The sequence below is a fragment of the Georgfuchsia toluolica genome, assembly GCF_907163265.1.
Classification (GTDB): Bacteria; Pseudomonadota; Gammaproteobacteria; order Burkholderiales; family Rhodocyclaceae; genus Georgfuchsia; species Georgfuchsia toluolica.
In genome coordinates this window covers 3,053,631-3,073,937 of sequence record NZ_CAJQUM010000001.1, presented here as the reverse complement: position 1 = coordinate 3,073,937, position 20,307 = coordinate 3,053,631, and the positions used below count along the sequence as shown (strand labels likewise).

The following is a 20,307-nucleotide window of genomic DNA, read 5'->3' as shown; positions in this document are numbered from 1 at the left end:
AGTATACACTGCGCCTTTCCGCACCCGACCAAACCCAAAGGAAATCTCGGCATGGATATTACCGAACTGCTGGCCTTCTCCGTCAAGAACAAGGCCTCCGACCTGCATTTGTCTTCCGGTCTGCCACCGATGATCCGCGTCCATGGCGACGTGCGCCGCATCAATCTGCCGCCGCTGGAACACAAGGACGTGCATGCCATGGTGTACGACATCATGAACGACGGCCAGCGCAAGGTGTATGAGGAAAACCTCGAAATCGACTTCTCCTTCGCCGTGCCCAATCTGGCGCGCTTCCGCGTCAATGCCTTCGTCCAGCATCGCGGCGCCGCCGCCGTGTTTCGTACCATTCCGGACAAGGTGCTGACGCTGGAGCAATTGAACTGCCCGAAGATTTTCGGCGAGATCGCGCGCACGCCGCGCGGCATCGTGCTGGTCACCGGCCCGACCGGTTCTGGCAAGTCCACCACGCTGGCGGCGATGGTCGATGACATCAACGAGAACGACTTCGGCCACATTCTGACCGTCGAGGACCCGATCGAATTCGTGCACCAATCGAAGAAATGTCTGATTAACCAGCGCGAAGTCGGCCCGCACACCTTGTCCTTCGCCAACGCCCTGCGCTCGGCGCTGCGCGAAGACCCGGACGTGATCCTGGTGGGCGAAATGCGCGACCTGGAAACTATCCGCCTCGCCCTGACCGCCGCCGAGACCGGCCATCTGGTCTTTGGCACCTTGCACACCAGCTCGGCGGCCAAGACCATCGACCGAGTCGTGGACGTCTTCCCGGCAGCGGAGAAGGAAATGGTGCGTTCCATGCTGTCCGAATCCCTGCGCGCGGTCATTTCGCAGACCCTGTTGAAAACCAAGGACGGCTCGGGCCGCGTCGCCGCGCACGAGATCATGATTGGCACGCCGGCCATTCGCAATCTGATCCGCGAGAACAAGGTCGCCCAGATGTATTCCTCGATCCAGACCGGCCAGCAATTCGGTATGCAGACGCTGGACCAGAACCTGCAGGAACTGGTAAAACGTAATGTCGTTTCCTCGGCGGAAGCCAGAACCAAGGCGGCGAACAAGGATAATTTTGCAGGCTGAAAAACATGAACCACAGCGATACGGCGAGCATGGCGAAATTCAGAAGCGATAAGGCTTTCGTTTTCCACCGGGTGCGCCGTGTCGCCGTGGTAAACACGCCTTTTTGAATTGATCGACGGGGGTTCAAATGGAACGCGACGAAGCATTAAAGTTCATATACCAGCTTCTGGCCATGATGGTGCAGAAGAAGGGTTCCGATCTTTTCATTACTGCGGGTTTCCCTCCCGCGATCAAGATCGACGGCAAGATGATGCCGGTCACACAGCAGACGCTGACGCCGCAGCACACGCTCGAACTGGCGCGTTCGATCATGAACGACAAGCAGGCTGCCGAGTTCGAGGCAAGCAAGGAATGCAATTTCGCCATTTCGCCGGCCGGCATCGGCCGCTTCCGCGTCAATGCCTTCGTACAGCAGGGCCGCATCGGCATGGTATTGCGCACCATCAATGTCCAGATCCCGAATTTCGACGACCTCCACCTGCCCGAGGTGCTCAAGGATGTGGCAATGACCAAACGCGGCCTGGTCCTCTTTGTCGGCGGCACCGGGTCAGGCAAGTCGACCTCGCTGGCGGCGATGATCGGCCACCGCAACCAGAACAGCTACGGCCACATCATCACCATCGAAGATCCGGTTGAATACGTGCATGAGCACCGCAACTGCATCGTCACGCAACGCGAAGTCGGTGTCGATACCGATTCGTGGGAAGTCGCGCTGAAAAATACGCTGCGCCAGGCGCCGGACGTGATCCTGATCGGCGAGATCCGCGACCGGGGTGTCATGGAGCATGCCATCGCCTTCGCCGAGACCGGCCACCTCTGCATGGGCACGTTGCACGCCAACAACTCGAACCAGGCACTTGACCGCATCATCAATTTCTTCCCCGAAGAGCGTCGCCCGCAACTGCTGATGGACCTCTCGCTCAATCTCAAGGCGATAGTGTCGCAGCGCCTGATTCCGTTGAAGGACGCCAAGGGCCGCGCGGCGGCGATTGAAATCATGCTCAACTCGCCGCTGATCGCCGACCTGATCTTCAAGGGCGAGGTACACGAAATCAAGGAAGTCATGAAGAAGTCGCGCGAACTGGGCATGCAAACCTTCGATCAGGCCTTGTTCGACCTCTACGAAGCCGGCAGGATCAGCTATGAGGACGCCCTGCGCTTTGCCGATTCAATGAATGAAGTGCGGTTGACGATCAAGCTGCAGGGCAAGGAATCGAAGGATAGGGACGTCAACGCCGGCATCCAGCATCTCGACATTGTTTGAGGCAGGGACAAGGGACAAGTTGCAAGATTCAAGTTGCAAGTGTGATGTTTTTCCCTTGTCCCTTGAATCTTGAACCTTGTATCTTCAAAAACCTGTTTGCAACCCCGGCCACGCGACTTGTAAAGCCGTCTTGAATTCGGCCTGAATGCGTGCCAGCGCTTCCTGACTGTCGCCTTCGAAGCGCATCACGACGACCGGCGTGGTATTGGAGGCGCGTGCCAAGCCGAAGCCATCGGCATATTCGGCGCGCACGCCGTCGATGGTGATGAGTTCGCGCGCGTTGGGGAACCTGCCTTCGCGCTGGAGTTTTTCAATCAGCGCATGCGGCTCGCCTTCCTTCATCTTGATGTTCAGTTCGGGCGTCGAGATGGCGTTGGGCAGGTGCTGCAGCGGCCAGTTGGCATCCGGCCAGCGCGAGATGATTTCCAGCAGCCGGGCGCCGGTATAGAGCGCATCGTCGAAGCCATACCAGCGTTCCTTGAAGAAAATATGTCCGCTCATCTCGCCGGCCAACAGCGCGCCGGTTTCCTTGAGCTTGGTCTTGATCAATGCATGGCCGGTATTCCACATCAGTGGCCGGCCGCCCTGATGCCGCACCGATTGCGCAACCCAGCGCGAGCACTTCACGTCGTAAATAATCTGCGCGCCGGGATTGCGCGCCAGCACGTCGGCGGCGAACAACATCAACTGGCGATCGGGGAAGATGATCTCGCCATCCCTGGTGACGACGCCGAGGCGGTCGCCGTCGCCATCGAAGGCGAGTCCCAGCTCGGCATCGGTGTCGCGCAGAGCCTGCTGCACATCGCACAGGTTTTCCGGCTTGGAGGGATCGGGATGATGGTTGGGAAAAGTGCCATCGATCTTGCAGAACAATTCAATGACCTCGCAGCCCAGGCGGCGGAACAATTCGGGCGCGAGTTCGCCGGCAACGCCGTTGCCGCAATCGACGACGATTTTCATCGGCCGCGACAGTTTTACGTCACCGACGATGCGATTCAAATAATCGGCCTCGACCTTGGCAGTGCTGCGCTGACCCTTGCCCGTATCGAGTTCATCGTTTTCGATGCGCCGCCGCAGCCCGCTGATCAGATCGCCATACAGCGTCTGCCCACCGAGCACCATCTTGAGGCCGTTGTAGTTGGGCGGGTTGTGGCTGCCGGTAACCGAAACGCAACTGCCGACACCGAGATGTTCGGCGGCGAAATAAGTGACCGGCGTCGGTACGCGGCCGATGTCGATGACATCGATTCCGGCGCTGGTGATGCCGGTGGCGAGCGCAGCGGCGAGTTCCGGCCCGGAGAGGCGCCCGTCGCGGCCGATCACGATCACAGCGAGTCCGCGCGCCCGCGCATCGCTGCCGAGCGCCTGACCAATCCGCCTCACGCCGTCGGCGGTCAGCGTTTCGTTGACAATACCACGAATGTCATAGGCCTTAAAGATTTCCCGGGGTGGGGCTTTCATCGCAACTCCTTGTTGAATTCGGTATTAACCTAAAAACCTCATTTGAATCACGGCGACACGGCGGGCACAACGGAAAAGCAAAAGCTTGCCAATGGACTTCGTTTCACCCGGTGGGTGAGGCGCAGCGTGTCCGTCATGCCTTGTGTTTTCGTCGTGTCGCCGTGTCCGCCGTGGTGAACTGCTTTTCCCAAGATTAATGTAGTGTTTTCGGCGCTTCACTGAACGAGTCGGGCGGCGCGGGCGAGGCGTGATGCACAACCAGTCGCCAGCCGGTCGGGCCGCGCGCATAGACATTGGTGGCAACGACGGGCGTCTGCTGCGCCGGATCGTCATTGACGTTGACATATTGGACCAGGCTGTGAATGGCGGTGAAGGGACTGACGACGAAACTGAGCGGCGTCACCTGCACGCGCAGACGCGTGCCGCCGCCAAACACGCGCCGCCAGGCTTCGCGCACCATGGCGTAACCGGCAAGGCGCGGGCCGCCGGGAAGGATGCAGACGATTTCCTCGTCCTCGGACCAGACCTGCATCAGCGCATCCAGGTCGGCGCGTTCGATGGCCTCGTAGAAGGCGGCTTCGACATCCTGCGGTGTAGCGAAAAATGCCTTGCTCAAAGTGTCCTCGACTGACTCAAAACATAATCGGGTGCCATGCCTTCCATGCACTTGAAATGTCCAAGCGGGCATTGGCGCTGGAAACAGGGGCTGCATTCGACATTCAGCGTCACTATCTTCGCACGAGTCGACAGCGGCGGCGTATAGACCGGGCTGGAAGAGCCATACAGCGCCAGCAGCGGCCGCTCCAGAGCAGCGGCGACATGCATCAGCCCCGAGTCGTTGCTGACGACCAGCCGCGCGGCGGCAATCAGGTCGATGGCCTGTTCGAGCGAGGTGCGTCCGCACAGGTTGACAGCACAGGCGCCCGCACGTTCGACGATGCTGTCGCCAATGACTTGGTCAGCGGCCGAGCCGAGGATCCATACCGGATCGGCCTGGCTGCCCAGCCGTTGCGCCAATGCAGCGAAATGCGGCGCCGGCCAGCGCTTGGCCGGGCCGTATTCGGCGCCGGGACAGAAGATAACCGGAGAGGCATCCAGCGGCAGACCAAGTGCATGGCGCGCCGCTTGCTGCTGTTCCCTGCTCGATGCGAGATGCGGCGCTGGCAGCGGCGGCACTCTGGTGGAGCCGGCCGGATCGGCGAGTCGTGCATAGCGTTGCGCAAGCTGGGGCAATTCCGCCTCATCGAGTTTGTGGCGACGGTTGAGCAAACCGAAACGGGCTTCGCCCTGATACCCAATGCGTTCGGGGATGCCGGCAAAGAAGGGCACCAGCGCCGACTTCCACGAATTCGGCAGCACATAGGCGGCGGCGTAATGCGCGGCGGCAAGCTGCCGACCCAGCGCGCGGCGCGCGAAAAAAGCAAAGTCGCCATGCCGGAACGGACTCTCGATGACGCGCCGGATTTGCGGCATGCGCTGTAACAGCGGCGCACTCCATGCCGGGGCAAGCACATCGATCATGGCCCCGCGCTCGTGCAGTCTGACGAATAGCGGTTGCGCCAGTATCGTGTCGCCGATCCAGGAAGGGGCGACGACCAGGATGCGTGAGGAGTGAGGAGTGGGAAGTGAGGAGTGAACCGTCATGGTTTTAGGCGTGCGCTCCGAAACGATTTGCGTAGCGCGAATGGCGAGTTGGTGTCAAAAGGTTGAAGGAGCTGCATTAGCTCCTCACTCCTCCCTCCTAACTCCTCACTGCTTCTTCAATGATGGCCGTGAGGACGTTCGCCGGTGAAGGTATAGCGCGTGCCGCAGTAAGGGCAGGCCGCGCTACCGCTCTTCAGCACATCGAGGAAGACACGTGGGTGCCGCGCCCAGAGCGGTGCGCCGGGCAACGGGCAATGCAGCGGCAAATCATGTGCAGTCACATCGACTGCGCGGGAGGTATCAGAAGCTTGATTCGTTTGGGTCATGTGTGCTCCTTTTTGAAAATAGTTACAAGGTTCAAGGGGCAAGGTACAAGAAAAAACATTGGCCTTGAGACTTGAACCTTGCAACTTGAACCCACCTTAGACTTTCGTCAGCCAGTCGACGTGGGCCGGCACCTTGCCATTGACGACATCGAAGAAAAGACTTTGCAGTTTGGCCGTCATCGGGCCGCGGCTGCCGCTGCCGATGACACGGTTATCGAGTTCGCGAATCGGCGTCACTTCGGCGGCGGTGCCGGTAAAGAAGGCTTCGTCGGCAATGTAGATATCGTCGCGCGTCAGGCGCTGGCTGCGCACTTCATAACCGAGTTCGCTGGCCAATGCGAGGATCGAGGCACGCGTGATGCCCGACAGCGCCGAGGCGATTTCCGGCTCATAGATCACACCGTTCTTGACGATGAACACATTCTCGCCCGCGCCCTCGGCGACGAAGCCATCGACGTCGAGCAGCAGTGCCTCGTCATAGCCATCCTGCGTTGCTTCCATGTTGGCGAGGATCGAGTTGGCATAGGTCGCAGCGAACTTGGCGCGCGCCATGGTGACATTGACGTGATGGCGGGCGTAGGACGAAGTCTTGACGCGGATGCCCTTCTCCATGCCCTCCTGTCCCAGATAGGAACCCCATTCCCAGGCGGCGATGGCGACATGCACACCGGCGCCAAAGGGGTTGATGCCCATTTTTCCCGAACCGTAGAAGGCGACCGGACGGATATAGCAGGATTCGAGCTTGTTGGCGCGCACCACCTCCTTTTGCGCCTCCATGAGCTGTTCCTTGCTGTAGGGCAGCTTCATCATGTAGATGTGAGCGGAGTTGAAAAACCGCTCGGTATGCTCCTTGAGGCGAAAGATCGCGGTACCGAAAATCGTTTTGTAGGCACGCACACCTTCAAAAATCGACAGCCCGTAATGCAGCGAGTGCGTCAACACATGGATATTGGCTTCGCGCCAAGACACCAGCTTGCCGTCGTACCAGATCAAGCCGTCGCGATCGGCCATGGACATGTTGTTCTCCAGCGTAAATTCAGGGAATTCGCTATTTTAGCGGAATTGCCTATTGCACCGAAGCGGCAAGTTAAAATCACCCCACCATGAATGACAATATCTGGAAACCCAATGTGACTGTCGCCGCGCTGGTCGAACGCGGCGGCCGCTACCTGCTGGTGGAAGAGGAAACGAATGACGGCATCCGTCTCAACCAACCGGCCGGCCATCTCGATGAAAACGAATCCCTGGTCGCCGCCTGCGCGCGCGAAACGCTGGAAGAATCGGCCTGGCAATTCGTGCCGACCGCCCTTGTGGGGGTATATCAATGGAGGCGTCCCCAAGGCGACGTCACCTACCTTCGCTTCGCCTTTGCCGGGACGCTGGGCATGTTTGATGCACAACGCAAGCTCGATAGTGGCATCCTGCGCACCGTCTGGATGACGCCGGAGGAAATTCGCGCCACGCAGGATAGGCATCGCAGCCCGCTGATCTGGCAGTGCGTAGAGGATCACATGCGCGGGCGGCGCTTTCCGCTCGATCTGGTTCGACATTACGACAACTGATATGGATCGCAGCCCCGCCCCATCCATACTTCTCGACACCGAGGCAGAACTGCTTCTGCAGCCGGAAGCCGGGCGCAATACCGTGATCGTCGGCATGTCCGGCGGCGTCGATTCGTCCGTCGCGGCGCTGTTGCTGAAACGCGCCGGGTGGAAGGTCATCGGCCTGTTCATGAAGAACTGGGAGGACGATGACGACGACGAATACTGCTCATCGCGCCAGGATCTCATCGATGCGATGGCCGCCGCCGACATCATCGGCATCGACATGGAAGTGGTGAATTTCTCGGCCGAATACAAGGAACGCGTGTTCGCCGATTTCCTGCGCGAATATCAGGCCGGACGCACCCCGAACCCGGATGTGCTGTGCAACTCCGAGATCAAGTTTAAGGCCTTTCTCGATCACGCGCTGCAACTCGGCGCCGATCGCATCGCCACCGGCCATTATGCGCAAGTGTGTGAAGCCAATGGAAAACCCGGCGAGTTCCAGTTGCTGAAGGCCGAGGACGGCGGCAAGGACCAGAGTTATTTCCTCTATCGCCTCTCCCAGGCGCCGCTGGCGAAGACGTTGTTTCCGCTCGGCCGACTCTACAAGCGCGAAGTGCGCCGCATCGCTCGGGCTGCGGGGCTGGCCAATCACGACAAGAAGGATTCGACCGGCATCTGCTTCATCGGCGAACGGCCGTTCCGAGAATTCCTGCAACGCTACCTGCCGGTAAGTCACGGCGAAATTCGCGCGCTCGACTCTGGCCGCGTGCTGGGCAAACATCTGGGCCTGATGTACTACACCCTGGGCCAGCGCGAGGGCTTGAACATCGGCGGCGTGTGCGGCGAGCCCGAACTGCCCTGGTATGTGACAGACAAGGACATGGAAAAAAACATTCTCTACGTCGTACAGGGCCATGAACACCCGACCTTGCTCCGCGACAAGCTGCAAGCCGCAGACCTGACCTGGATATCGGGGCGGCCGCCGCACACGCACTGGGTCTATACCGCAAAAACGCGCTATCGCCAGCCCGATGCCCCCTGCGAAGTGGAAGCAGTCGATGCGAAAAGTTGCGAAGTGCGCTTCGCCGCGCCGCAATGGGCGATCACGCCCGGGCAATCGGTCGTGATCTACGAATCGAAGGTTTGCCTCGGCGGCGGAATAATTGTCTAAAGCCTGGACTGGTCTAGTGCAACACCCGCGGCATCGACAGCACGAACTCGGCGATCGGCACTTCGAACTGAACACCGTCATCGGCCGTCATCTGGTAGCTGCCACGCATCGAACCGACCGGCGTCGCCAGCACGCAGCCGCTGGTGTATTCGAAGGACTGGCCCGGCTGCAACAGCGGCTGATGGCCCACTACGCCGAGGCCGCGCACTTCCTGTATCTGATTATCGGCATCGGCGATGATCCAGTGCCGCGAAATCAGTTGCGCGGCGATGTTGCCGGTGTTGGAAATCGTGATGGTGTACGAGAAGGCATAGCGATCCTGCTCCGGATCAGACTGCTCGGGCAGGTATTGTGTCGCGACGGTGGCGCGGATTTCGTATTTTTTCGATTCAGCCATAGGTCGTCATTGCACACTAAAATGCCGACATTCGCAATGCGCCCCTAAAAGAAGACGCCATGTACCGAATCGCACCGAGCATTCTTTCCGCCAACTTCGCCAAACTGGGCGATGAAGTCGGCAACGTCATCGCTTCCGGCGCCGATTGGATTCACTTCGACGTGATGGACAACCATTATGTCCCCAACCTGACTATCGGTCCGCTGGTGTGCACGGCAATCCGGCCGCTGACCAAGGCGACGATCGACGTACATCTAATGGTGCGTCCAGTAGACCAACTGGCGCAGGATTTCGCCAGGGCCGGGGCGAATGTCATCACCTTTCACCCTGAAGCTTCCGATCATGTCGACCGTACCCTGAGTCTGATCCGCGAAGAAGGCTGCCTGGCCGGGCTGGTGTTCAACCCGGCGACGCCGCTCGACTATATGGATTTCGTCATGGACCGGCTCGACAACGTAATGCTGATGAGCGTGAACCCCGGCTTCGGTGGCCAGCAATTCATTCCGGCCACGCTCGACAAGCTGCGCGCCGCGAAAGCGCGGCTCGATGCCTACGAACAGAAGAGCGGGCGCAGGATCATGCTCGAAATCGACGGTGGGGTGAAGGTCGACAACATTGCCGAGATCGCCCGCGCCGGAGCCGATACTTTCGTCGCCGGCTCCGCCGTATTCGGCGCCGGCAAGGAAAGCGACCCGCATCGCTACGACTCGGTCATCGCGGCTTTGCGTGCAGAACTGAAAAAAGCATAAAATTCTTCGCCGCAAAGAACGCAGAGGGAATCAGAATCTCTTGCCTTGGTTTTCCTGCGTATTCTGCATCCTCTGTGATAAAAAAGATTTTGAACTTTCCCATCTCCATCCGCTCGGTCACCTTCGACCTCGATGGCACACTGCTCGACACCGTACCCGATTTGCATGCAGCCGCGCGCGCGACGCTGACCGAACTCGGCCTGCCGGAGTGCGGCGAAGACGATATCCGGCGCTGGGTCGGTCGCGGCATCCTGCATCTGGTGAGTTGCTTCGTCGCCTGTAAGGATGACGATGCCCTGTACGAGCGGGCCACGCAGATATTCCGCAGACATTACGCCTACTTCAATGGCCGCGCCGCCAAGCCCTACCCCGGCGTGCTCTCGGGTCTGGAAAGATTCCACGCCCTCGGCAAGAAAACCGGTCTCAGGATGGCCGTCATCACCAACAAGTCGGCCACTTTCACCGAGCCGCTGCTGCTGTCAAGCGGGCTGGCGCCCTATTTCGAGTTCGCCGTATCCGGCGATTCGCTGACCGAGAAAAAGCCGCATCCGCTGCCCTTGCTGCACGCCTGCGAACGGCTGGGCAGCAGCCCGGCGTTCAATCTGCATATCGGCGATTCGCGCCACGACGTGGGCTGCGCGCGCGCCGCGGGCTGTCCGGTGTTTCTTTTGCCCTATGGTTACAACGAAGGCGGGGACGTGCGAAAACTCGATTGCGATGCTATAGTCGAGTCGCTTGACCATGCGGCCGACCTGATTGCCGCCCAATGACGAGACCATCAACGTGCTCCACAACCGACTGCTGACGAGAAGCAAGCCCCAAGGGGCGGAGGCCTGGCCCTGGCGCCGCTGGCGTACGCAATAGCGCCCGCGCGCCGCTGCTGCATGGGTCCGCGCGCTTCGTCCTGGCAGTATTTTCTTGTTGTGGAGTCATCATGACCGAATCCGATTTCAACCGGCTGGCCGCGCAAGGCTTCAACCGGATCCCCGTCAGCGTCGAGACCTTCGCCGATCTCGACACCCCGCTCTCGATCTATCTCAAGCTCGCCAATGCGCCCGATTCCTATCTGCTCGAATCGGTGCAGGGCGGCGAACGCTTCGGCCGCTATTCCTTCATCGGGCTGGCCGCCTCGACCCGCATCGTGGCGCGCGGACGCAGCGTGCAGGTTGTCACCGGCGGCCATGTCGTCGAACAGAACGACGACATCAACCCGCTGGATTTCGTCACCGCCTACATGGCGCGCTTCAAGGTGCCGGACCTGCCCGAACTGCCGCGCCTCTACGGCGGCCTGGTCGGCGCCTTCGGCTACGACACGGTGCGCTATGTCGAACCGAAACTGGCCCACACCCACAAACCCGATGTCATCGGCACACCTGACGTGCTGCTGCTGCTGTCCGAGGAAATCGCCGTCGTCGACAATCTCTCCGGCAAGCTGACCCTGGTGGTCTATGCCGACGCCGGTGTGGCCGGCGCCTACGGCCAGGCACTCCTGCGCCTCGCCGCGCTGGTTGCCGCACTGCGCCTGCCAGTAACGATACCACCCGATATCGTCGCGCCCAGCGCCGAAGCCGATTCCGAATTTGGCGCAGATGCCTTCAAGGCTGCCGTGGTGCGCGCCAAGCGCTACATCATCGACGGCGACCTGATGCAGGTGGTGCTGTCGCAGCGCATGAGCCGGCCCTTCGCCGCTTCGCCGCTGGCGCTGTACCGCACACTGCGCGCGCTGAATCCCTCACCCTACATGTTCTTCTTCAACTTCGGCGATTTCCATGTGGTCGGCGCCTCACCCGAAATCCTGGTGCGCCTCGAAGACGGCAAGGTCACGCTGCGGCCGATCGCCGGCACGCGCAGACGCGGCGCCACGGTAGAAGAGGATTTGACGCTGGAACGCGAACTGCTCGCCGACGAGAAGGAACGCGCCGAACACCTGCAACTGCTCGACCTCGGCCGCAACGATGTTGGCCGCGTCGCCACGACCGGCAGCGTGCGCGTCACCGAACAATACGCCATCGAACGCTATTCGCATGTGATGCACATCGTCTCGAATGTCGAGGGCGAATTACGTGATGGAGAGAATGCACTCTCTGTACTGAAGGCTTCATTTCCGGCCGGCACGGTCTCCGGCGCACCGAAGGTGCGGGCGATGGAAATCATCGATGAACTGGAACCCACCAAGCGCGGCATCTACGCGGGGTCGGTTGGCTATCTCGGCTTCAACGGCGACATGGACATGGCCATCGCCATCCGCACCGCCGTGCTCAAGGATGGCCGGCTCTACGTGCAGGCGGGCGCCGGCATCGTCGCCGATTCGAATCCCGCTGCCGAATGGGAGGAAACCCGCAGCAAGGCACGCGCCATTCTGCGCGCCGCTGATATCGCCGAAGCCGGCCTCGATACCCGAATCGGATAGACACCGTGTTCCCGACAGGTACAAACCCACCACGGCGATGAACCTTATCGATCCCCGTACCCTCCTGCTGGTCGCCAACCTGTTCGGCATGCTCTGCGCCCTCGTGCTTTGGGTCCAGGCGAAGAGCTTTCCTGCTGACATCGAGGGTCTGGCTGATTGGGCCAAGGCGGTCATACTTATCGGGTGCGCATCGGGACTCACTTCCATGCGCGGCATTTTTTCCGATGCCATCGCCATCGTCACCGCCAGCGGCATGCTCCTGCTCGGTCAATTGCTGCTGATTATCGGACTGCAGCGCTTTTCCGGACGAAAGACGACATGGCGCCCTCCTCTTGACTGGATTGGTGCGGTACTGCTTTTGATGCTATGGCTTACTTACGGGTCGCACAGCTACCAGGGCCGTCTCTTCATCATGTCGCTGGCACATATCGGTTTCTCGGCTGTCGGCGCCTATTTTGCTTGGCATGCAGCGCCAAAGGGTTTCGGCAGTCGTTTTCTGTGCATGTTCTTCCTGCTCGGGGTTGTCGTTGCCACCTGGCGCATTGCAACCCTGCCCATCACGGCCATCGAGACCGATGACATTTTTGATCACAATCCCGTTCAGCAAATTTATCTTGGTATGTTTTCGCTCGGCGCACTGGGTTTGTCAATTGGCTTCATCCTTCTGGCCAATGAGCGCTTGCGGCTGGAACTGGAATTCATGGCAACTCGTGACCCGCTGACCGGGGCGCTCAATCGCCGCGCCTTTTTCAGCCGCGCCGAAATCGAATGGGCGCGGGGCATGCGGGCGCACCGGCCGCTGGCCGCCATTTCGTCGGATATCGATTTTTTCAAAAAGGTCAACGACAAACACGGTCACCACATCGGCGACCTCGTCATAAAGGACTACACCCATCGCGCCACCAGGATGCTGCGCCTGCCGGATATCCTCGCGCGTTTTGGCGGCGAGGAATTCGTGATCCTGTTGCCCGATACGGGAATGGCCGAAGCAAAACAGGTCGCGGAACGTATTCGGTACGAAATCGAAAATCAACGCGACAAGAACTTGCCGCCCTACACGGTGAGTTTTGGGGTGTCGATTGCGCAGGGCGATGCCGGACAGATGGCCAGCGTGGAGGCATTGCTCGCCAAGGCTGACGCGGCGCTTTACCGGGCCAAGCAGCGCGGCCGGAACCGTGTCGAAACGTAGCAATGATGAGGCTTTCGGCCGGATCCTGCCAGAAATAAGAGAGAGATACATATGCTGTTAATGATAGATAATTACGACTCCTTCACCTACAACCTGGTCCAGTATTTCGGCGAACTCGGCGAGGACGTGCGCGTGTTTCGCAACGACGCCATCACCCCCGGTGAAATCGCCGCGTTGAAGCCCGACCATATTGTGATCTCGCCCGGTCCCTGCTCACCCAATGAAGCCGGCATTTCCGTGGCAACCATCAAGCGCTTTGCCGGCAAGGTGCCGCTGCTCGGCGTCTGCCTCGGCCACCAGAGCATCGGCGCGGCCTTCGGCGGCGAGATCGTGCATGCCATCAAACCCATGCACGGCAAAACCTCGCTGGTGCATCACCTCGACCAGGGCGTTTTCGCCGGATTGCCGAACCCGTTCACCGCCACGCGCTACCATTCGCTGGCGATCCGCCGCGACACCCTGCCGGATTGTCTGGAAGTCACGGCGTGGACCGATGACGGTGAAATCATGGGCGTGCGCCACAAAACATTTGAGGTAGAAGGCGTCCAGTTCCATCCCGAATCAATACTCACCGAGCATGGCCACGATCTGCTGAAGAATTTTCTGGCGGGCAGGAGGCGGACATGATCACTCCACAGGAAGCGCTACAACGCACGATTGAACACCGCGAGATTTTTCACGAGGAAATGCTGCATTTGATGCGGCTGATCATGAAAGGCGAAGTCTCCCCCGTGATGACGGCAGCCATCCTGGCCAGCCTGCGCACGAAAAAGGAAACCGTCGGCGAGATCGCCGCCGCCGCCACGGTGATGCGCGAACTGGTGGTGCCGGTCGAGGTGGCGGGCGATGGAAATTTTGTCGACATCGTCGGCACCGGCGGCGATGGCAGCCATACCTTCAACATCTCGACGGCCTCGATGTTCGTCGTGGCCGCCGCCGGCGCAAAAGTCGCCAAGCACGGCGGCCGCAGCGTGTCGTCGAAGTCCGGCGCCGCCGACGTGCTCGAAGCGCTTGGGGCCAGGATTGACCTGAAACCGGAAGAGGTTGCCGACTGCATCGCCGTTACCGGCATCGGTTTCATGTTCGCCCCCAACCATCACAGCGCGATGAAGAATGTTGCCCCGATACGCATGGAAATGGGCGTGCGTACCCTGTTCAATATCCTCGGTCCGCTCACCAACCCGGCCGGCGCACCAAACACGCTGATGGGGGTGTTTCATCCCGACCTGGTCGGCATTCAGGTGCATGTGATGCAGCGCCTCGGCGCCGACCATGTGCTGGTCGTGCATGGCAGGGACGGCATGGACGAAATTTCGCTCGGCGCGCCGACGCTCGTGGGCGAACTGAAGGATGGCAAGATTTCAGAATACGAGATTCATCCCGAAACCTTCGGTTTTGCGTTGACCGCCACAGACAAACTACGCGTCGCCGATGCCGCCGAGTCGAAAACCATGCTGCTCGCCGCGCTCGACAACCGGCCCGGCCCGGCGCGCGATATCGTCACGCTCAACGCCGGCGCGGCGCTGTATGCGGCGAATGCGGCGGACTCGATAGCCGCTGGCGTCATGCTGGCGCACGAGGCCATCGCCAGCGGCAAGGCCCGGGCCAAGGTCGATGCCTTTGTTCACTTCACTCGACATAACGCCTGATGTCCGACATCCTCCAAAAAATCCTTGCCACCAAGGTTGAGGAAATGGCTGCAGCGAAAGCGGCAAAACCGCTTGCCGCCGTACGTGCCGAGGCTGAAGCACAGGCGCCGGCGCGCGATTTCGTCGGCGCGCTGCGCAGCAAAATCGCTGCCGGTAAAGCCGCTGTCATCGCCGAGATCAAGAAAGCCAGTCCGTCGAAAGGGGTGCTGCGCGAAGAATTTCGCCCGGCGGAGATTGCGGCCAGCTATGAACGCGGTGGCGCGGCCTGTCTCTCGGTACTCACCGATCGCGATTACTTCCAGGGTTCGCCCGACTACCTGCGCGCCGCGCGCCGCGCCTGCACGCTGCCCGTGTTGCGCAAGGATTTCCTGATCGAGCCGTATCAGGTCTATGAAGCACGAGCCATGGGCGCCGACTGCATCCTGCTCATCGTCTCCGCGCTTTCAATCGAACAGATGCAGGAGATGGAAGCCATCGCCGCTCGGCTCGGCATGGCAGTGCTGGTCGAATCGCACGACGGCGACGAAGTGGATTTGGCATTGCAACTCAAAACGCCGCTGATCGGCATCAACAACCGCAACCTGCGCACCTTCGCCGTGTCGCTCGACATCACCCTGGACCAGCTCGACCGCATTCCCGGCGAGCGCATCGTGGTCACCGAATCCGGCATCCTCGCAGCGGCCGATGTCGCACGCATGCGCAGCCATAATGTCAATGCTTTCCTCGTCGGCGAGGCTTTCATGCGCGCGGCCGATCCGGGCGCCGAACTGAAGCGGCTGTTTTCATAGTCCCAAACGGCATTTTGCAAAAGTGCATGTCTACAGCTTCCCGCCGATTGAAAACCAGAAGGCGCGCCTCCTGATTCTCGGCAGCATGCCCGGCGCGGCATCACTGCGCGCCGGGCAGTATTACGCTCATCCGCATAATGCCTTCTGGCCGATCATGGGCGCGCTGGTCGGCGCCGATCCGGCCCTGTCCTATCGCGCCCGCGCCGTGGCACTCAAAGCGGCGGGCATTGCCTTGTGGGATGTGCTCGCCAGTTGCGAGCGGGAAGGCAGTCTGGATGCGGACATCCATCACGACTCGGTCGTGGTAAATGATTTTCCCGGCTTCTTCGCCGTCCACCCACATCTCACCGCTGTATTCTTCAACGGTGGCATGGCGCAGACCTGTTTCCATCGTCATGTCATGCCGCTCCTCGGCGACATGCCGCTGCGCTTTGCGCGCCTGCCCTCGACCAGCCCGGCGAATGCGTCGTGGTCACGCGAGCGCAAACTCGAGGCTTGGCGCAAGGCATTGGCGGAACGTGGCATCATCACGGCAAACCGAAAGGCCCTGCCATGAAACTCGCGACATGGAACGTCAATTCGCTCAAGGTGCGCCTGCCGCATGTGCTCGACTGGCTTGCCGCCGAGCAGCCGGATGTCTTGTGCCTGCAGGAAACCAAGCAGGAAGACAAGGCCTTCCCCTATGCCGAATTGGAAGCCGCAGGTTACAGTGCCATCCACAACGGGCAGAAAACCTACAACGGTGTCGGCCTATTGAGCAAACGTATGGCGACAGATGTGCAGCGCGACATCCCCGGCTTCGACGACCCGCAGAAGCGCATCATCGCCGCAACCTGTGATGGCGTGCGCGTCGTCTGCGCCTATATTCCAAACGGGAGCGAAGTCGGCGCGGAGAAATACGCCTACAAGCTGCGCTGGCTGCAGGCGCTGCACGACTGGCTGGGCGAAGAACTGCGGCGCCATCCGCAGCTCGCCCTGCTCGGCGATTACAACATCGCCCCGGACGATCGCGATGTGCACGATCCCGTGGTGTGGAGAGACAAGATCCTCTGCTCCGAACCAGAGCGCGAGGCGTTCCGCAAACTCGTCTCGCTCGGCCTGAGCGACGCGTTCCGTCTCTTCGACCAGCCGGAAAGAAGCTTTTCCTGGTGGGATTACCGCATGCTGGGCTTTCGCCGCAACCAAGGCCTGCGCATCGACCACATCCTGCTATCAAAGCCGCTGGCCGGCCAATGCACGGCATGCCGCATCGATAAGGCGCCACGTAAACTGGAACGGCCTTCCGATCACGCGCCGGTCGTCGCGGAGTTGACGCCCTGACAGTTGACACATCAAGGCATCGTGAACCAAATACGTGATCTATCGGCTAGCGGTATTTTGCGGTTGATATCTGAAACGCATGCTGCGACTTGTCAATTGTCGCGCTAAACGACCCGATGACAAATATAAGCCAAATGTTGGCTTATCGACCATGGTGACGCAATTCAGGACAATATCTCAATGCCAAAAAAGAGGGGCCTTCCGACCCCTCCAATATTCCACTAGGGAAGGACATGAAAGTCTGTTTATGGACTCTTTTTCGTGAAATCTACGCGCCTATTCTCGGCCCAGCATTTTTCTTCATGACAAGTGGCGCGCGGTTTTTCCTCGCCATAACTGATGGCCTCCAGCTGGGAGTCGGGGATTCCCATGATTAAGAGAGCACGTTTAACGGCTTCCGCCCGTTTTTGCCCCAGCGCAATGTTGTATTCGGTACTGCCGCGCTCATCCGCATTGCCTTCCAGCCTGAAGGCGACTTTGGGCGCAGATTTGATCATTTCAAAATTCTGTTTGAGCAGGCTCTCGTATTCGGGTTTGATCGTATATTTATCGTAGTCAAAGTAGATGCTCTTGCTTGCCAGTACCTTGATAATGCGATCGATCCTTTGCGCCTCGGTCTCCATCACTGGTTTCATTTCCGGCGCGGCAGCAGGCTTTACCGATGGCTGGGCAGCTGGTGGTTGAGCCACCTCAGCTGGCTTCATGGGCGTAGATGAACAAGCCCCAAGCAGAATGGTCAAACACAGCACGACGAGTTTTCTTTTCATTTATAGATACCCCAGTTATTAATAATGCCGTCAATATAATTGATATAAATGTACAATGCAAGCCAATGGGGTTTTATAGTCAAATTTTGAGTTGGTGATTTAACAAATACGCTATTGGAGTCGGGTATTGGCCAAACTAGAGGCGCAAAAGCTTCCGTTGCAGGTTTTGAAGAAATTCCGTCTGATTTATGGGTCGGTTCGTCAGCAATTCCGGCAGATTGAGGAGAGTTGCGGCATCTCAGGGTCGCAGCTATGGATACTGCAAGAAATAGCCAAAACGCCAGGAGTTGGTGTAACCGAACTGGCAGAGCGTCTGTCCATCCATCAATCGACTTGTAGCCAGTTGATCGAAAAGCTCGCGACCCGTCGGCTGATTCTCAAGAAGCGCAGCAAGGAAGATCAGCGCCGCGTGGGATTAGTCCCGACTGCATCCGCCTTGGAGACGCTAACGCATGCTCCCGGCCCCGCTGAAGGTATCCTGCCTGAAGCCCTGTCCGCATTGTCCGATGATGCACTTAACGCATTAGACGCATCTTTGACCGAGGTCATCAGCCAACTGCGCGTGCGCGACGAAAAATTTTCTGGAAAGCCACTGTCTGACCTGTGATGAGCAAAAAGCTTCCCCGTCCGGTGTTATCGCAAGTAATTTTATTTGCTGGTTTTGGAATGCTGCTGACTTCCTGTGCCACCACGAACAATGTGGGAAGCCGAGCCACTGAAATAACAACAGAGTCGCAGCCAACTGCCCTCCCAGTACTACCTGTCAGCACCGTCAAAGCGCCTTTGAAGCCGCCCATTCCCGTCAAACCCAATCGAATACCCTCAGCAGACAAGAGTAATACCCGACTCCCTGACCCGGCAGCCACGGTTTTCTTTTTGCCGGGGTCATTTGTCATTCCAAAAGATTCCTTCGCCGTAATTAACGCCTTCGCAGAAAAACTTAATGAAGATTCCCGCTCGACTGTGTTGTTGATAGGTCATGCGGATGATCTGGCAGGTGATGAATATTGCATTGCACTTTCTTCCAAGCGAATCTCCGTTGTGGAGAGTGAATTAATCAAGCGTGGCATTCAGCAGAGGCAAATACGAAAGCGCCCATTGGGTAGCGCATCGTCGATATCCAAGGATTGCGCTTCAAAACTCTGCCGTCAGGCCAATCGCTCTGTGGAGCTACAGCTTTCGTCGGGCTAAAGAATCGATGGCGATCTTCCGTGGCCGCTTAAGCAGCCTTCGCTGGCGCACTCGCATTACGCTCTGGTCGGCAGCATTGCTCGCCGGCCTGGCGGTGGTGGCCTTTGCCAAACTTGCCGATATTGCGCTGACTGTTTTCTTCACCCTCACCAGTTCTCGTCCCTGGTTGCCTTTCTTGCTCACGCCTGCCATTGGCATGGTCGTGGTCTGGCTGACCCGTCGCTTCGTTCCGGGCGCACAAGGGAGTGGTATCCCGCAGGTGATCGCGGCAACCCGGCTTGCCGCACTGGGCCAACCCGTGAGTTCACTTGTATCCCTGCGCATTGCCTTTGGAAAAATCTGCCTGGGCGCCTTGGCCCTGGTGGGCGGGTTCTCGGCAGGTCGGGAAGGCCCGTCAGTGCAAGTGGCAGCGTCGATCATGCATGCAGCGCACCGATTCCTGCCGCACACCAGGGCTTTGCGCGTTCAGGATTTGGTGCTTGCCGGTGGTGCGGCAGGGATTGCGGCAGCATTCAACACGCCCTTGGCGGGTATTGTTTTCGCGGTTGAAGAACTCGGACGCAGATTGGAAGCCCGTACCAGCGGGGTTCTGGTCAGCACGATTATCCTGGCCGGTCTGGCGTCCATGGCCCTTCTTGGCAACTACAATTATTTTGGCCATCTCAAGGTCGAGAGCCTGGATCGGGCCATCATCATTCCCGTCATTCTTGGCGGTGCCGTTTGCGGGCTACTGGGCGGAGCCTTCAGTTGGCTTTTGTTATTACCGCAGAAGAGCAAGGGATTTGTCCTATGGCGCTGGAGAGATAGGCACCCGGTATGGTTTGCAGGCGTTTGTGGTATTGCCGTGGCGCTTATCGGTTGGATCGGCGGCGGCATTTCCTTCGGCAGCGGTTATTCAATTACCTCTCACGTGGTATCCGGGCAACAAGTTCTTCCGTGGCATGCAGCCATTACCCGTTTCCTTGCCACTGCAATCAGCTATTACTCGGGAATCCCCGGCGGGATCTTTGCCCCTTCCCTTGCTGTTGGTGCGGCGCTGGCTTCCAACATGGCGCATGTGTTGGGAACCACTGCCGATACGGCTCCTTTGATTGCGCTATGCATGGCCGGGTTTCTGGCTGCTGTCACGCAGTCTCCGATCACGTCGGCAATCATTGTCATGGAGATGGTTGACGGACATGAGATGGTTATCAGCCTGATGGCAATAACGCTGATTTCCAAAGCCGTAAGTTCTCGAATCACTCCTGAGCTATATCAGCAATTGGCATTGGGGTTTCGTAGTGAGCAAAAAAACCGGGGCTGAGTGTCCCTGCTCGGATCTGTTTCCAGCTGCAATCGC

Annotated in this window: 23 protein-coding genes; 16 read left to right on the top strand and 7 right to left on the bottom strand. The window is 59.3% G+C overall.

The genetic code is table 11. From position 1 onward, the window contains the following. Positions 1–51 precede the first annotated feature (51 nt). Positions 52–1,095: a type IV pilus twitching motility protein PilT gene (locus tag K5E80_RS14565; RefSeq protein WP_220636841.1), complete on the top strand. Its 1,044-nt coding sequence runs from the start codon at positions 52–54 to the stop codon at positions 1,093–1,095. A gap of 127 nt (positions 1,096–1,222) precedes the next feature. Beyond that, a complete protein-coding gene (locus K5E80_RS14560) occupies positions 1,223–2,359 on the top strand; it encodes a PilT/PilU family type 4a pilus ATPase (RefSeq protein WP_220636840.1) in 1,137 nt (378 codons plus the stop codon). Positions 2,360–2,443: 84 nt separating this feature from the next. Here the strand turns inward: K5E80_RS14560 and K5E80_RS14555 are convergent, their stop codons facing one another. The 5 genes from K5E80_RS14555 to K5E80_RS14535 all read right to left on the bottom strand — a co-directional run bounded on the left by K5E80_RS14555 (position 2,444) and on the right by K5E80_RS14535 (position 6,807). After that, positions 2,444–3,820: a phosphomannomutase/phosphoglucomutase gene (locus K5E80_RS14555; RefSeq protein ID WP_220636839.1), complete on the bottom strand. Its 1,377-nt coding sequence runs from the start codon at positions 3,818–3,820 to the stop codon at positions 2,444–2,446. 193 nt (positions 3,821–4,013) lie between these two features. Continuing rightward, a complete protein-coding gene (locus K5E80_RS14550) occupies positions 4,014–4,436 on the bottom strand; it encodes a YybH family protein (protein WP_220636838.1) in 423 nt (140 codons plus the stop codon). Further along, positions 4,433–5,464 carry a lipopolysaccharide heptosyltransferase II gene (waaF, locus tag K5E80_RS14545; protein ID WP_220636837.1) on the bottom strand — a complete coding sequence of 344 codons (1,032 nt, stop codon included), beginning with the start codon at positions 5,462–5,464 and terminating at the stop codon, positions 4,433–4,435. Before waaF ends, K5E80_RS14550 begins: the two co-directional genes overlap by 4 nt. 116 nt (positions 5,465–5,580) lie before the next feature. Next, a complete protein-coding gene (locus K5E80_RS14540; protein WP_220636836.1) occupies positions 5,581–5,790 on the bottom strand; it encodes a zinc-finger domain-containing protein in 210 nt (69 codons plus the stop codon). Between the two features lie 96 nt (positions 5,791–5,886). Then, positions 5,887–6,807, bottom strand: a complete 921-nt coding sequence (locus K5E80_RS14535; protein ID WP_220636835.1) for a branched-chain amino acid transaminase — start codon at positions 6,805–6,807, stop codon at positions 5,887–5,889. An 86-nt stretch (positions 6,808–6,893) separates the two neighbouring features. Between K5E80_RS14535 and K5E80_RS14530 the strand changes: the two genes are divergently transcribed. Further along, positions 6,894–7,352 carry an NUDIX hydrolase gene (locus K5E80_RS14530; protein ID WP_220636834.1) on the top strand — a complete coding sequence of 153 codons (459 nt, stop codon included), beginning with the start codon at positions 6,894–6,896 and terminating at the stop codon, positions 7,350–7,352. Between the two features lies 1 nt (position 7,353). Beyond that, positions 7,354–8,508 (top strand): tRNA 2-thiouridine(34) synthase MnmA, encoded by a 1,155-nt coding sequence (gene mnmA, locus K5E80_RS14525; protein ID WP_220636833.1) that lies wholly within the window; start codon positions 7,354–7,356, stop codon positions 8,506–8,508. 13 nt (positions 8,509–8,521) lie between these two features. Here mnmA and apaG read toward each other — a convergent pair whose 3' ends face one another. Next, complete coding sequence (gene apaG / locus K5E80_RS14520) at positions 8,522–8,905, bottom strand: Co2+/Mg2+ efflux protein ApaG (RefSeq protein WP_220636832.1); 384 nt, start codon at positions 8,903–8,905, stop codon at positions 8,522–8,524. Between the two features lie 59 nt (positions 8,906–8,964). Between apaG and rpe the strand changes: the two genes are divergently transcribed. The 9 genes from rpe to xth all read left to right on the top strand — a co-directional run bounded on the left by rpe (position 8,965) and on the right by xth (position 17,010). Next, positions 8,965–9,654 carry a ribulose-phosphate 3-epimerase gene (gene rpe / locus K5E80_RS14515; protein ID WP_220636831.1) on the top strand — a complete coding sequence of 230 codons (690 nt, stop codon included), beginning with the start codon at positions 8,965–8,967 and terminating at the stop codon, positions 9,652–9,654. Between the two features lie 89 nt (positions 9,655–9,743). Then, positions 9,744–10,424 (top strand): phosphoglycolate phosphatase, encoded by a 681-nt coding sequence (gene gph, locus K5E80_RS14510; protein WP_246590997.1) that lies wholly within the window; start codon positions 9,744–9,746, stop codon positions 10,422–10,424. A 164-nt stretch (positions 10,425–10,588) separates the two neighbouring features. Further along, positions 10,589–12,064 (top strand): anthranilate synthase component I, encoded by a 1,476-nt coding sequence (gene trpE, locus K5E80_RS14505; RefSeq protein WP_220636829.1) that lies wholly within the window; start codon positions 10,589–10,591, stop codon positions 12,062–12,064. A gap of 37 nt (positions 12,065–12,101) precedes the next feature. Further along, positions 12,102–13,253, top strand: a complete 1,152-nt coding sequence (locus K5E80_RS14500) for a GGDEF domain-containing protein (RefSeq protein WP_220636828.1) — start codon at positions 12,102–12,104, stop codon at positions 13,251–13,253. Positions 13,254–13,304: 51 nt separating this feature from the next. Continuing rightward, positions 13,305–13,880 carry an anthranilate synthase component II gene (locus K5E80_RS14495; RefSeq protein ID WP_220636827.1) on the top strand — a complete coding sequence of 192 codons (576 nt, stop codon included), beginning with the start codon at positions 13,305–13,307 and terminating at the stop codon, positions 13,878–13,880. After that, on the top strand, positions 13,877–14,902 hold the full coding sequence (gene trpD, locus K5E80_RS14490) for an anthranilate phosphoribosyltransferase (RefSeq protein WP_220636826.1): 1,026 nt from the start codon (positions 13,877–13,879) through the stop codon (positions 14,900–14,902). The genes K5E80_RS14495 and trpD overlap by 4 nt, the downstream gene beginning before the upstream one ends. Beyond that, positions 14,902–15,690 (top strand): indole-3-glycerol phosphate synthase TrpC, encoded by a 789-nt coding sequence (gene trpC, locus K5E80_RS14485; RefSeq protein ID WP_220636825.1) that lies wholly within the window; start codon positions 14,902–14,904, stop codon positions 15,688–15,690. The genes trpD and trpC overlap by 1 nt, the downstream gene beginning before the upstream one ends. A gap of 22 nt (positions 15,691–15,712) precedes the next feature. Next, the gene (locus K5E80_RS14480; protein WP_220636824.1) at positions 15,713–16,246 is read left to right on the top strand and encodes a DNA-deoxyinosine glycosylase; all 534 of its coding nucleotides are present in this window, start codon (positions 15,713–15,715) and stop codon (positions 16,244–16,246) included. Next, a complete protein-coding gene (gene xth, locus K5E80_RS14475) occupies positions 16,243–17,010 on the top strand; it encodes an exodeoxyribonuclease III (RefSeq protein ID WP_220636823.1) in 768 nt (255 codons plus the stop codon). The genes K5E80_RS14480 and xth overlap by 4 nt, the downstream gene beginning before the upstream one ends. A 245-nt stretch (positions 17,011–17,255) precedes the next feature. Here the strand turns inward: xth and pal are convergent, their stop codons facing one another. Then, positions 17,256–17,777, bottom strand: coding sequence for a peptidoglycan-associated lipoprotein Pal (pal, locus tag K5E80_RS14470; protein ID WP_220636822.1), 522 nt, complete (start codon positions 17,775–17,777; stop codon positions 17,256–17,258). A gap of 127 nt (positions 17,778–17,904) precedes the next feature. On the opposite strand from pal, the gene K5E80_RS14465 reads away from it, so the two are divergent. The 3 genes from K5E80_RS14465 to K5E80_RS14455 all read left to right on the top strand — a co-directional run bounded on the left by K5E80_RS14465 (position 17,905) and on the right by K5E80_RS14455 (position 20,271). Further along, entirely contained in the window at positions 17,905–18,384 is a 480-nt protein-coding gene (locus K5E80_RS14465) for a MarR family winged helix-turn-helix transcriptional regulator (RefSeq protein WP_220636821.1), read from the top strand. Then, the gene (locus K5E80_RS14460; RefSeq protein ID WP_220636820.1) at positions 18,384–18,968 is read left to right on the top strand and encodes an OmpA family protein; all 585 of its coding nucleotides are present in this window, start codon (positions 18,384–18,386) and stop codon (positions 18,966–18,968) included. The genes K5E80_RS14465 and K5E80_RS14460 overlap by 1 nt, the downstream gene beginning before the upstream one ends. Positions 18,969–19,044: 76 nt before the next feature. Next, positions 19,045–20,271, top strand: coding sequence for a chloride channel protein (locus K5E80_RS14455; RefSeq protein WP_220636819.1), 1,227 nt, complete (start codon positions 19,045–19,047; stop codon positions 20,269–20,271). Positions 20,272–20,307 lie beyond the last annotated feature (36 nt).

Excerpts from the sequence above, each read along its gene's own strand:
- K5E80_RS14565 (WP_220636841.1), top strand. The coding sequence starts at position 52 with ATGGATATTACCGAACTGCTGGCCTTCTCCGTCAAGAACAAGGCCTCC.
- K5E80_RS14560 (WP_220636840.1), top strand. The coding sequence starts at position 1,223 with ATGGAACGCGACGAAGCATTAAAGTTCATATACCAGCTTCTGGCCATG.
- K5E80_RS14555 (WP_220636839.1), bottom strand. The coding sequence starts at position 3,820 with ATGAAAGCCCCACCCCGGGAAATCTTTAAGGCCTATGACATTCGTGGT.
- waaF (WP_220636837.1), bottom strand. The coding sequence starts at position 5,464 with ATGACGGTTCACTCCTCACTTCCCACTCCTCACTCCTCACGCATCCTG.
- K5E80_RS14540 (WP_220636836.1), bottom strand. The coding sequence starts at position 5,790 with ATGACCCAAACGAATCAAGCTTCTGATACCTCCCGCGCAGTCGATGTG.
- K5E80_RS14535 (WP_220636835.1), bottom strand. The coding sequence starts at position 6,807 with ATGTCCATGGCCGATCGCGACGGCTTGATCTGGTACGACGGCAAGCTG.
- K5E80_RS14530 (WP_220636834.1), top strand. The coding sequence starts at position 6,894 with ATGAATGACAATATCTGGAAACCCAATGTGACTGTCGCCGCGCTGGTC.
- mnmA (WP_220636833.1), top strand. The coding sequence starts at position 7,354 with ATGGATCGCAGCCCCGCCCCATCCATACTTCTCGACACCGAGGCAGAA.
- apaG (WP_220636832.1), bottom strand. The coding sequence starts at position 8,905 with ATGGCTGAATCGAAAAAATACGAAATCCGCGCCACCGTCGCGACACAA.
- rpe (WP_220636831.1), top strand. The coding sequence starts at position 8,965 with ATGTACCGAATCGCACCGAGCATTCTTTCCGCCAACTTCGCCAAACTG.
- trpE (WP_220636829.1), top strand. The coding sequence starts at position 10,589 with ATGACCGAATCCGATTTCAACCGGCTGGCCGCGCAAGGCTTCAACCGG.
- K5E80_RS14500 (WP_220636828.1), top strand. The coding sequence starts at position 12,102 with ATGAACCTTATCGATCCCCGTACCCTCCTGCTGGTCGCCAACCTGTTC.
- K5E80_RS14495 (WP_220636827.1), top strand. The coding sequence starts at position 13,305 with ATGCTGTTAATGATAGATAATTACGACTCCTTCACCTACAACCTGGTC.
- trpD (WP_220636826.1), top strand. The coding sequence starts at position 13,877 with ATGATCACTCCACAGGAAGCGCTACAACGCACGATTGAACACCGCGAG.
- trpC (WP_220636825.1), top strand. The coding sequence starts at position 14,902 with ATGTCCGACATCCTCCAAAAAATCCTTGCCACCAAGGTTGAGGAAATG.
- xth (WP_220636823.1), top strand. The coding sequence starts at position 16,243 with ATGAAACTCGCGACATGGAACGTCAATTCGCTCAAGGTGCGCCTGCCG.
- pal (WP_220636822.1), bottom strand. The coding sequence starts at position 17,777 with ATGAAAAGAAAACTCGTCGTGCTGTGTTTGACCATTCTGCTTGGGGCT.
- K5E80_RS14460 (WP_220636820.1), top strand. The coding sequence starts at position 18,384 with ATGAGCAAAAAGCTTCCCCGTCCGGTGTTATCGCAAGTAATTTTATTT.